The organism is Micromonospora sp. NPDC005197, from assembly GCF_040608295.1.
Lineage (GTDB): Bacteria > Actinomycetota > Actinomycetes > Mycobacteriales > Micromonosporaceae > Micromonospora.
Window position 1 is genome coordinate 1 of the sequence record NZ_JBEXHY010000157.1, and the last position, 10,876, is coordinate 10,876.

Genomic DNA, 10,876 nt, shown 5'->3' on the forward strand with positions numbered 1-10,876 from the left:
GGTGTGGAGCAGCGGTCGGATTTTCGGTGGTTGATGATGTCGGATGTGTGTAAGCACTGCACGCATGCGGCTTGTTTGGATGTGTGTCCGACGGGGTCGTTGTTTCGGACGGAGTTCGGGACGGTGGTGGTGCAGGAGGACATCTGTAATGGGTGTGGGTACTGCATTTCGGCGTGTCCGTATGGGGTGATTGATCAGCGTAGGGGTGATGGTCGGGCGTGGAAGTGCACGCTGTGTTATGACCGGTTGGGTGCGGGGATGACGCCGGCGTGTGCGCAGGCGTGTCCGACGGAGTCGATTCAGTACGGGCCCTTGGACGAGTTGCGGGAGCGGGCGGCGCAGCGGGTGGACACGTTGCATGAGCAGGGGGTGTCGGAGGCGCGTCTGTACGGGGAGGATCCGAACGACGGTGTGGGTGGTGACGGGGCGTTCTTTTTGTTGTTGGATGAGCCGGAGGTGTATGGGTTGCCGCCGGATCCGGTGGTGACGACGCGGGATCTGCCGGCGATGTGGAAACGCGCCGGCCTCGCCGCGCTGACGATGGTCGCCGCCACGGCGCTGGCGTTCCTGGGCAGGCGGCCATGACCGACGCGACGCCACCGCACGAGCCGGCCGGCGCCCGGTTCCGCGCGTTCCAGGCCCACCTCGACCAGCCCGACGGGCAGCGCCGGGGTCGGAGCCACGGCGGCGAGCAGCTCACCGTACCGCCGGCCGACTTCAGCTCCTACTACGGCCGCCCGATCCTCAAGGCGCCGGTGTGGAAGCACGACATCGCCGGCTACCTGTTCAGCGGTGGCCTCGCCGCCGGAGGCGCGCTGATCGGCGCGGGAGCCCAACTGACCGGACGCCCCGCCCTGCGTCGCGTGGGCCGCTGGACGGCCCTCGGCGGCACCCTCGCCAGCGCGTACCTGCTGGTGCACGACCTCGGTCGGCCGGACCGTTTCCACCACATGCTCCGGGTCGCCAAGCTGACCTCGCCGATGTCGGTGGGCACCTGGATCCTCACCGCGTTCGGGCCGGCCGCCGGTGTGGCGGCGATCGCCGAGTTCGCGCCCCGGCTCCCGCAGCACGGCGTGCTCGGCCTGGCCCGCCGGCTCGCACCCTCCGTCGGCGACGTCGCCGGCCTGGCCGCCGCGGCCACCGCCCCGGGGCTGGCCACGTACACCGGAGTCCTGCTCGCCGACACCGCCGTGCCGGCCTGGCATGACGCGCACCCCTTCCTGCCGGTCGTCTTCGCCGGCAGCGCGCTCGTCGCCGCGTCCGGGGTCGGCCTGATCGCGGCGCCGGCCGCGGAGACCGCCCCGCTGCGCCGCCTCGCCCTCGCCGCCGCGACCGTCGAGGCGATCGGCGGTCACCGGCTGGAGCGGATGGGACTGACCGGCGAGCCGTACGTGCGCGGCCGCAGCGGCCGGCTGGTCAAGGGGGGCCGGGTGCTGCTCACTGTGGGCACTGCCGCGGCCTTGTTCAGCCGGCGCAGCCGGGTCCTGTCGGTGCTCTCCGGCGCGGCCCTGGTGGCCTCGTCGGTCGCCACCCGGTTCGGGATCTTCGAGGCGGGCAGGGTGTCGGCGCGCGATCCGAAGTACACAGTGGTACCCCAGCGGGAGCGCCTCGCCGAGCACGGGCCGACGGTGCACGACGGCCGACGCTGAGCGCGTCGCGCACGGGCAGTGCCCTCGCGGGGTACTGCCCGTGCGCGTCGCAGCCCGGCCGTCGCCTCAGCCGGTGAACAGCTTCGCGGCCGTGATGACGGTCTCGACGATGCCGTAGCCGAGCAGCGCCGCGACGAGCAGCCAGGACAACCAGAGCCGCCCGGTCTGGCCGCCGACGTGCTCGGGCACCGGTGGCCTGCTCTGCGGGCCGAGGGCGACCGGCTCGGTGACGCTGGCGCGCGCCACGGGCGAGGTCGGACCCCGGTCGGGCTCGTGGAAACGGTCGGGCACGGCGCGGACCAGCAGGTTCGCGACGAAGCCGATGGCGAGCACGCCGACCATGGTGAACAGCGCGGGTCGGTACGCCGACGCGGTGAGCGTCCCGGGCTTGCCCTGGCTGTCGAGGATCCCGTTGACGATCAGCGGGCCGGCGACACCCGCCGCCGACCAGGCGGTCAGCAGCCGGCCGTGGATGGCGCCGACCTGGAAGGTGCCGAAGAGGTCCCGCAGGTACGCGGGCATGGTGGCGAAGCCGCCGCCGTAGAAGGAGATGATCAGGGCGGCGATCAGCACGAAGGCGGCGGTCGCGGCGTGCCCGGCCACGGCGAGCAGCGCGTAGAGCACCATGCCGACGCCGAGGTAGACCATGTAGATGGGCTTGCGGCCGATGAGGTCGGACGTCGTCGACCAGATGAACCGGCCGGCCATGTTGAACAGCGACAGCACACCCACGAAGCCGGCCGCCGCCGACACCGAGACAGCGGTGGAGCCGTTGTCCCGGAAGAAGTCCTGGATCATCGGGCTGGCCTGCTCCAGGATGCCGATACCCGCCGTGACGTTGCAGAACAGCACGATCCACAGCAGCCAGAACGAACGGGTCCGCACGGCGTTGGACGCGGACACGCTCGCCCTCGTCACCAGCGACCGGGTGGCGACGCGAGCGGGGTCGAACCCGGCGGGCCGCCAGTCCGGCGGAGGAACCCGGACGTTGAACGGGCCGAACATCATGATCACGAAGTAGCCGATGCCGAACGTGACGAAGAGCCCCACCAGCGCGGACCCCGACGCCACGGCGGCCGGGTTGGCAGGGTTGTAGTCGGGGTCGTAGAGCGACAGCAACTGACGCGCCAGCGGGCCGGCGACCAGGGCGCCACCGCCGAATCCCATGATCGCCAGACCGGTGGCGAGACCCGGCCGGTCCGGGAACCACTTGATCAGCGTGGAGACGGGCGAGATGTAGCCGATGCCCAGCCCGATGCCGCCGATGACGCCGTAACCGAGGTAGAGCAGCCAGAGTTGCCGGGTCGCGATGCCGAGCGCGCCGACCAGGAACCCGGTGGCCCAGAAACAGGCGGAGACGAACATGGCCCGGCGGGGGCCGTTGCGCTCCACCCACCGGCCGCCCACCGCCGCCGACGAGCCCAGCATGACGATGGCGATGCTGAAGATCGCCCCGATCGCCGTCTGGCTGACGTCGAAGTGTGCGATGAGGGAGTTCTTGTAGACGCTCGTCGCGTAGACCTGGCCGATGCAGACGTGCACGGCCAGCGCCGCGGTCGGGATGAGCCAGCGGCTGTATCCCGGGGGAGCGACGGTGTGCCGAGGGTCGAATACCGACAGCATGGGCTCCGCACCTCCTGCGGCTGAGTGGGCAGGCGGCGAGGCGGAGCTGTCCGGAGCCCTCGTACCGTCGCATTGCCCACTGGGCGGATTCCGCGCGCTCCCGGATGACGCCGGGCCGGGGAATCGCACCTGACTCCCGGCGGATGACCGAGCGGCTTGCGCCGCCACCTGGCGGCCCGACGCGCGTCCGGCGTTCGCCGTTGATCGGCTGTAGCTCACGTTACGTGGTCGCCGGACCGCGGCTCGCGATTACGGGAAAACGGGCTGGTCCGGCTCGTCGCCTGTCGGCGCGGGCCAGGGTGGAGGTCCCAGGCCGGTGATCCGCACACCACCCCAGGCGTCGACCTCGGCCAGCCGGCCGGGCCGGGCCCGGTCGGCGATGCGAAGCTCGACGTCGCGCCGACCGGAGCGCAGCAGTCCGGCCACCCTGGGCTCGGGCTCGATCCGGCCACTCCAGTGGTAGCGACCGTCGACCGGCTCCCACCGACCGCTGAGGTGCACCCGCACCGGGGTGCCCGCGACGCTCGCCGGGCCGTGGTAGCTCACGGCACGATGCGTTCGTGCGCGCGGGTCAGCTCGCGCGGCAGGTCGGCGCTGGCGCGGACCCCCTGGATCCCGCTCCACAGCAGCGTGGTCAGGTAGTCGGTGAGGGCCGCGCGGCTGATCGGCTGGCCGCGGGTCGTCCACCAGTCGCCGACCGCCTGAACGAAGCCCACCAGGCCGTACGCCCAGGGCTCCGCCGGGCCGGCGTCCAGGCCCAGGGCGCGGAGCCGGTCGCCGATCACGCGGGCCAGCCCGGCGGCCACCTGCCGACTGGTCCCGGAGACGACCTGGTGGATGCCGGGGTCACCGGACCGGTGGATCAGGAACCGGTAGAGCGTCGGCTGGGACTCGATGACGCCGAGGTACGCGTCGATCGTCGCCTCGACCAGGTCGCGCTCCTCGCGGACCCGCGCGATGGCCGGAGCGATCGTGTCGACGACCTGGGCGGACAACCGCTCGCTCACGGCGACCCAGAGCTGCGACTTGTCGGCGAAGTACCGGTAGAGGACCGGCTTGCTGACGCCGGCGGTGGCGGCCACCTGTTCCATGTCGACCTCGGGGCCGTGCCGCAGCAACGCCTGCACGGCCGCCTCGACAAGCGCCTGCCTGCGCTGCTCACGGTGGTTGGCCCAGCGGTCCCGGCGGCCGTTGCCCGTCGCCGTTCGACCGTCGCCGGTGGACGCGGCCGCCGGCTGGGGTCCATTGACATCGTTGCGTGGCGCTTGCATGCTACTACAGGTAACAGTTACTGCCAGTCACGTCAATGTGGAGGAGTCATGGAGGCGGCGGAACCCGAGGACTCGGCGGTCGCCGAACGGCTGCTCACGTCGTCGCTGCGCACCAGCTACGACCCGGTGGTCGAGATCGACTGGGACGCGCCGCACACCCCGGGCGCCTACTGGCTCCCGCCGCACCGCAGCAGCCTCTACGGCACGGCGCTCTGGTCGGGCCTCAGCGAAGAGCAGCGCGTCGAGCTCACCAAGCACGAGGTGGCCAGCACGGCCAGCGCCGGTCTGTGGTTCGAGACGATCCTCATGCAGATGCTGATCCGGCACTACTACGACGCCGACCCGACCAGCCCGCGCGCCCAGTACGCGCTGACCGAGGTCGCCGACGAGTGCCGGCACTCGATCATGTTCGGTCGGCTGATCGAGGCGATGGGCTGTCCCGTCTACCGGGCGGACCCGTTCGACCACCTGCTCGGCCGGTTCCTCAAGGCGACCGCCAGCGGCCCCCGGATGTACGCCGCGATCCTCGTCGCCGAGGAGATCCTCGACGCGTTCCAGCGCGAGATCATGGCGGACGAGTCTCTTCAGCCGCTCATCCGGATGGTCTCGCGCATCCACGTCGTCGAGGAGGCGCGACACGTCCGGTTCGCCCGCGACGAGCTGGCCCGCCAGGTCGCGGCTGCCGGACCGGTCGGCATGGCGTACGCCCGGCTGCTGGTCGGTCGCGCCGCACACTCGATCGCCAACCGTCTCGTCCACCCCGACGCGTACGCGGCGGTGGGTATCCCGCCGGCGGTGGGCCGGGCCGCCGCCCGCGCCAACCCGTACTGGCAGGCCACGCTGCGGTGGTCGGCGGCCCGTGTGCACGACCACCTCGCGGGCGTCGGGCTGGTGGGCGGGCCGGGGCGGCTGTTGTGGGCCCGGGCGGGGCTGATCTGACGGCCGTCGTCCGGCCGGGGTGCGGCGTCGACGGGTCTGCCGGCGGTGCGGGGCGGCCGGACGTGGCGATGAACTGCCCACATCAGGCAGCCGTCAGGCACGCCCGATCCGCGGCTCGTGCCGGCCGGTAAGGCGCAACCCGACACCGCGTACGGCCTCGATCGTGGCACCGGCGCCGAGGTCCCGCAACTTGCGTCGCAGCCGCTTCACCAGCGACTGCACGTCCGCTCTGCGCTCGCGCCCCTCGTCGTGCCAGACCGACCGGTGCAGCTCGGCGTAGCTCCAGATCCGGACCGGCTCGGTGATCAGGCAGGTCAGCAGGTCGTGTTCCAGTCGGGTCAGGTCGACCTCGCGACCCCCGTACCGTGCGGTGGACCGGGCCGAGTCGATGACCAGGGCGGGGCCGGGCTCGACGGTGGGCGTCGGGGTCGACGGTGGCTCGCCGAGCGGGCCGGCCCGTTGCTGCGGGATCGCGATCAGCCGGCGCAGCTCGTCGAGGTCGGCCACCAGCAGCAGCGGCGCGATCCCGTCGAGGCGCTCCGCGAGCCGGATGCGCTCGGTCGGCGACGGCGTCACCGCGATCAGCAGCGGAAACGGTTCGTCGGCCGGATCAGCCCCGTCCACCGCCGTCTCGTCGTCCTCGGCCACCACACCGCCCGGGATCGATAGGCTTCCCTGCCCAGTTATCGTCATGGTCCTGACAATGATTGGCAAGCGCGCCGCCAGCAGGGCAACCGTTAGCGACAAGTTGCTCACAGCAAGTTCTTGATCGTCCTTTCCTCTCGATCATAGTGTCCACTCGGGCAACCGGCGTGACCCGCGCGGTGCATGGGGAGGCATGAGGGGTCCGTTCGCTCGGTTCCGTCGAGCTGGATCTCGCGCACTCCTCACCATGGCCCATAACACCCCTGGGTCGTTCTGAGGGAGGCAGCACCGATGTTCAGACGTCCACAATGGAGACGCACGGCCAGATCGCTGGTCAGCGCCAGCGCGGCGATGATCCTCGCCGCCACATGCCTGGCCAGCGTCGGCTCCGGCGCGCAGGCCGCGCCCGGTTCGTTGGGAGCGGGCACCGCCGCCGGGGACAAGATCCGACCGGAGCTCGCCCGCCAGCTTGAGGCCAAGAGCGCAGGGGACTTCTGGATTCGGTTCAAGGACCGGGCCGACCTGAGCAAGGCCAGTGCCATCAAGGACTGGACGAAGCGCGGCGCGGCCGTCGCGCAGACGCTGCGGGAGACCGCCGCCGCCAGCCAGGGCAAGATCCGCGCCGAACTCGACAGCTCGGGTACGAAGTACCAGACCTTCTGGGCCACCAACGCCATCAAGGTGAACAGCGGCTCCCTGGCGATGGCGCAGAAGTTCGCCGCCCACGCGGAGGTCGAGGGCCTCTACGCCCCGGTCGCCTACAAGCTGCCGGAACTCATCAAGGGCACCGACGAGAAGACCGTCAACTCCGTGGAGTGGGGCGTTGCCAACATCAACGCCGACGACGTCTGGTCCCGGTACGGCGTCACCGGCGAGGGCGTCACCATCGCGAGTATCGACAGCGGTGTGCAGTACGACCACCCGGCGTTGGTGAACTCCTACCGCGGCAACAACGGCGACGGCACGTTCGACCACAACTACAACTGGTTCAACGCCGCCGGGACGTGCGCCGACGCACCCTGTGACGACGACGGCCACGGTACGCACACCATGGGCACCATGGCCGGCTCCGCCGGCGCGAACCAGATCGGTGTCGCGCCCGGGGTCAAGTGGATCGCGGCGAACGGCTGCTGCCCCACCGACGCGGCGCTGATCGAATCCGGTCAGTGGATGCTCGAACCGACCGACCTGAGCGGTCAGAACCCGGACGCCAGCAAGCGGCCGAACATCATCAACAACTCCTGGGGCACCCGGGAGCCGTCCAACGAGCCCTTCATGGAGGACGTGACGCTGGCCTGGGCCGCGTCGGGCATCTTCGGGGTGTGGTCCAACGGCAACAGCGGGCCGGCGTGCCAGACCAGCGGCTCACCGGGAAGCCTCGCCAGCAACTACTCGGCCGGCGCGTACGACATCAACAACACCATCGCCAGCTTCTCGGCCCGGGGCACTGGGCAGAACGGCGAGATCAAGCCCAACATCTCCGCGCCCGGCGTGAACGTCCGGTCGAGTGTTCCCGGCAACGGGTACGGCACCGCCAGCGGCACGTCGATGGCCGCCCCGCACCTGGTGGGCGCGATCGCCCTGCTGTACTCGGCGGCGCCGTCGCTGATCGGTGACGTCGACGGGACCCGCGCGCTGCTCAACGGCACCGCGATCGACAAGGCCGACGCCCAGTGCGGCGGCACGGCTGCGGACAACAACGTCTACGGTGAGGGCCGGCTGGACGCCCTCGCGCTGCTCAACGCCGCCCCGACCGGCGATGTCGGCACCCTGGCCGGCACGGTCACCGACGCGGCCACCGGCGCACCGATCGCCGGCGCGACAGTGACCCTCACCGGTCCGACCTCGCGTGAGATCACCACCGGCGCCGACGGCACCTACTCGACCCAGGTCCCGACCGGCGACTACCAGGTCGTCGTGTCGGCATTCGGCTACGGCAGCACCACGAAGTCCGCGACGGTCGCCAACCGCGCGACCACGACGCTCAACGTCGCCCTGACGGCGGTGCCGCGCGTCAACGTCACCGGCGCGGTCACCGACGGCTCCGGCCACGGCTGGCCGCTGTACGCGAAGGTGACCGTGAGCGGCCCGTCCGGCGTGTACGACTACACGACGCCCTCGAACGGCCGATACAGCATCACGCTGCCGGCCGGGCAGACGTACACCCTGAGGTACGAGTCGCAGTACCCGGGCTACCAGACCGTCACCAAGGAGGTCGTGGTCGGCACCCGCAACGTGACCGCCAACGTCGCGGTGCCGGTGAACACCACCACCTGCACGACGGCGCCCGGCTACACGTTCGGCTCCGACGGCGAGTACGAGACCTTCGACGCGACGACCACCCCGGCCGGCTGGACGGTGGTGGACAACGCGGGCAGCGGTCAGGTCTGGAAGTTCACCGACGACGGCGGCCGGGGCAACCTGACCGGTGGCACCGGCAACTTCGCGATGATCGACAGCGATGACTACGGCGCGGGCACCAGCCAGGACACCTCCCTGGTCAGCCCGGTGGTCGACCTGACCGGCGTCACGGCCCCGGTCATCCGGTTCAACCAGGACTTCAACCAGCTCAACGACGACACCGCCGACGTCGACCTGAGCATCGACAATGGCGCGACCTGGACGAACGTGCTCCGGCAGGAGACCGACGTCCGGGGCCCGAAGCTCACCGAGATCCCGATCCCGCAGGCGGCCGGCAAGGCGCAGGTCCAGGTGCGGTTCCACTACTACGACGCCTCGTACGAGTGGTGGTGGGAGGTCGACAACGTCCTCATCGGCAGCCAGGTCACCTGCGTGCCGGTCGACGGCGGCCTGGTCGTGGGCAACGTCCGCGACAAGAACGACAACAGCTACGTCAACGGCGCCACCGTCACCAGCAACGACCGGCCCGCCGAGAAGGCGGTCACCGTGGCGACCCCGGACGACCCGGGACTGCCCGACGGGTTCTACTGGATCTACTCGACGCTGACCGGCACCCACAAGTTCACCGCGACGGCCGGCAACTACGTCAGCCAGAGCAAGCAGGTCGACGTCGAGCCCGACTGGGCCACCGCCGCGAACTTCGTCCTCGCGGCCGGCCGGTTGTCGGTGACGCCCACCCAGGTGAGCGCGACGGTCCAGATGCCCAACGGGAAGGCCACCAGGACGTTCACCGTGACCAACACCGGCGGAGCGCCGGTCGAGGTCGGCTTCGGTGAGCGGGACAACGGCTTCGAGCTGCTGCGGGCGGACGGTTCCCGGGTGACCCGGCAGCAGGTGCTCGGCGCGGCCGGCGCACCGGAGCAGCGGCTGAGCGTCCCGACGTCGTTCGCGGCCCGGGCGTCCGGCAAGGCGACGTCGGCGACCTCCGCCGCGGCCGGCCCGCAGGCCGCTCCGTGGACGGACATCACCGACTTCCCGACCAACATCATGGACAACCGGGTGGTCACCCTGGACGGCAAGGTCTACTCGATCGGTGGTGGCGACGGAAGCGCCTCCACCGCGAAGACCTACGCCTACGACCCGGTCGCGCAGACCTGGACGGCGGCAGCCGACCTGCCCGGCGCCCGCAACGCGCTGACCGTGGGCGTGGTCGGCGGGAAGATCATCGCAACGGGTGGCTGGGGCGCCGAGGGCCCCGACGCCGCCACCTGGTCGTACGACCCGGGGGCCAACAGCTGGACCGAACTGGCCGACAACCCGGCGCCGCGGTCCGCGGCCGGGCAGGCGGTCGTCGGTGGCAAGCTCTACGCCGTCGGCGGCTGCACCACCTCGGCATGTCTGCCGATGTCGAACACGGTGGTCCGCTACGACCCGGGCACCGACGCCTGGGAGACGCTGGCGAACTACCCGAAGTCGGTGGCCTTCGCCTCCTGCGGCGGGATCGACGGCGTTCTCTACTGCACTGGCGGCAACGACGGCACCGCGGCGCAGAAGGCCAGCTACGCCTACGACCCGGGTGCCAACACGTGGACCGCCATCGCCGACGCGCCGACGGACAACTGGGCCAGCTCGTACGCGGTGGCCAGCGGCAAGCTCCTCGTCGTGGGCGGTTCGCAGGGCGGCGCCATCAGCAACGCCGGCTTCGCCTACGACCCGGCCACCAGCTCGTGGTCGAACCTGCCGAACGCCAACACCGCCCGGTACCGGGGTGGCGCGGCGTGTGGCTTCTACAAGATCGGTGGCTCGTCGGGCAGCTTCAACGCGGCACCGGACAGTGAGGTGCTGCCGGGCTTCGAGGGGTGCGTCGAGGCGGCGGCCGACGTCAGCTGGATGACGATCGACAAGTCGACGGTCACCCTCGCGCCGGGTGAGAAGATCACGGTCACCGTCGGGATGACGGCGAACGTGGACCAGCCGGGCACCTACTCGGGTGCGGTCACGATCAAGGAGAACACGCCGTACTCGGTGGCGCCGGTGGCGGTGACCATGACGGCGACGCCCCCGAAGACCTGGGGCAAGCTGATGGGTACGGTGACCGGGACCAGTTGCCAGGGCGCGACCTCGCCGATTGCCGGCGCGGTCGTCCAGGTCGACTCGTGGGCGATGTCGTGGACGTTCGCGACCGACAGCGCCGGCAAGTACGCCTACTGGGTGGACCGTCGGAACAACCCGCTCACGATGATCGTCGCCAAGGACGGCTGGAAGCCCCAGACCCGTCAGACGAAGATCAGCACCACCACTCCCGCGGTGGAGAACTTCGCGTTGGCGCCCATCCGGTGCTGACACCTGAGCGGTAGCACCACCGATCCGGCCCGCCTGGTCCTCGAC

The 10,876-nt window shown here is 70.9% G+C and carries 8 protein-coding genes; 4 read left to right on the top strand and 4 right to left on the bottom strand.

From position 1 onward, the window contains the following. On the top strand, nt 1–585 hold a 585-nt coding region (locus ABZU46_RS28565), incomplete at its 5' end, for a 4Fe-4S dicluster domain-containing protein (RefSeq protein ID WP_354862586.1). Next, nucleotides 582–1,649 carry an NrfD/PsrC family molybdoenzyme membrane anchor subunit gene (gene nrfD / locus ABZU46_RS28570; protein ID WP_354862588.1) on the top strand — a complete coding sequence of 356 codons (1,068 nt, stop codon included), beginning with the start codon at nt 582–584 and terminating at the stop codon, nt 1,647–1,649. The genes ABZU46_RS28565 and nrfD, both read left to right, overlap by 4 nt. A gap of 66 nt (nt 1,650–1,715) precedes the next feature. On the opposite strand, the gene ABZU46_RS28575 is transcribed toward nrfD, so the two are convergent. From ABZU46_RS28575 to ABZU46_RS28585, 3 genes are all read right to left on the bottom strand, one after another. Further along, entirely contained in the window at nt 1,716–3,272 is a 1,557-nt protein-coding gene (locus tag ABZU46_RS28575; RefSeq protein WP_354862589.1) for an OFA family MFS transporter, read from the bottom strand. Nucleotides 3,273–3,521: 249 nt separating this feature from the next. Beyond that, nucleotides 3,522–3,818 (bottom strand): DUF4873 domain-containing protein, encoded by a 297-nt coding sequence (locus ABZU46_RS28580; RefSeq protein WP_354862591.1) that lies wholly within the window; start codon nt 3,816–3,818, stop codon nt 3,522–3,524. Beyond that, nucleotides 3,815–4,543, bottom strand: coding sequence for a TetR/AcrR family transcriptional regulator (locus tag ABZU46_RS28585; protein ID WP_354862593.1), 729 nt, complete (start codon nt 4,541–4,543; stop codon nt 3,815–3,817). The genes ABZU46_RS28580 and ABZU46_RS28585 overlap by 4 nt, the downstream gene beginning before the upstream one ends. Before the next feature lie 48 nt (nt 4,544–4,591). Between ABZU46_RS28585 and ABZU46_RS28590 the strand changes: the two genes are divergently transcribed. Further along, nucleotides 4,592–5,482 carry a diiron oxygenase gene (locus ABZU46_RS28590; RefSeq protein WP_354862595.1) on the top strand — a complete coding sequence of 297 codons (891 nt, stop codon included), beginning with the start codon at nt 4,592–4,594 and terminating at the stop codon, nt 5,480–5,482. Between the two features lie 93 nt (nt 5,483–5,575). Here ABZU46_RS28590 and ABZU46_RS28595 read toward each other — a convergent pair whose 3' ends face one another. Continuing rightward, on the bottom strand, nt 5,576–6,130 hold the full coding sequence (locus ABZU46_RS28595; protein WP_354862596.1) for a winged helix-turn-helix domain-containing protein: 555 nt from the start codon (nt 6,128–6,130) through the stop codon (nt 5,576–5,578). A gap of 288 nt (nt 6,131–6,418) precedes the next feature. Between ABZU46_RS28595 and ABZU46_RS28600 the strand changes: the two genes are divergently transcribed. Beyond that, nucleotides 6,419–10,831, top strand: coding sequence for a S8 family serine peptidase (locus ABZU46_RS28600; protein WP_354862598.1), 4,413 nt, complete (start codon nt 6,419–6,421; stop codon nt 10,829–10,831). The last annotated feature ends 45 nt before the right edge of the window (nt 10,832–10,876 follow it).

Bases quoted from the DNA above. Each gene is read 5' to 3' on its own strand.
- ABZU46_RS28585 (WP_354862593.1), bottom strand. From the start codon at position 4,543: ATGCAAGCGCCACGCAACGATGTCAATGGACCCCAGCCGGCGGCCGCG.
- ABZU46_RS28590 (WP_354862595.1), top strand. From the start codon at position 4,592: ATGGAGGCGGCGGAACCCGAGGACTCGGCGGTCGCCGAACGGCTGCTC.
- ABZU46_RS28600 (WP_354862598.1), top strand. From the start codon at position 6,419: ATGTTCAGACGTCCACAATGGAGACGCACGGCCAGATCGCTGGTCAGC.
- nrfD (WP_354862588.1), top strand. From the start codon at position 582: ATGACCGACGCGACGCCACCGCACGAGCCGGCCGGCGCCCGGTTCCGC.
- ABZU46_RS28575 (WP_354862589.1), bottom strand. From the start codon at position 3,272: ATGCTGTCGGTATTCGACCCTCGGCACACCGTCGCTCCCCCGGGATAC.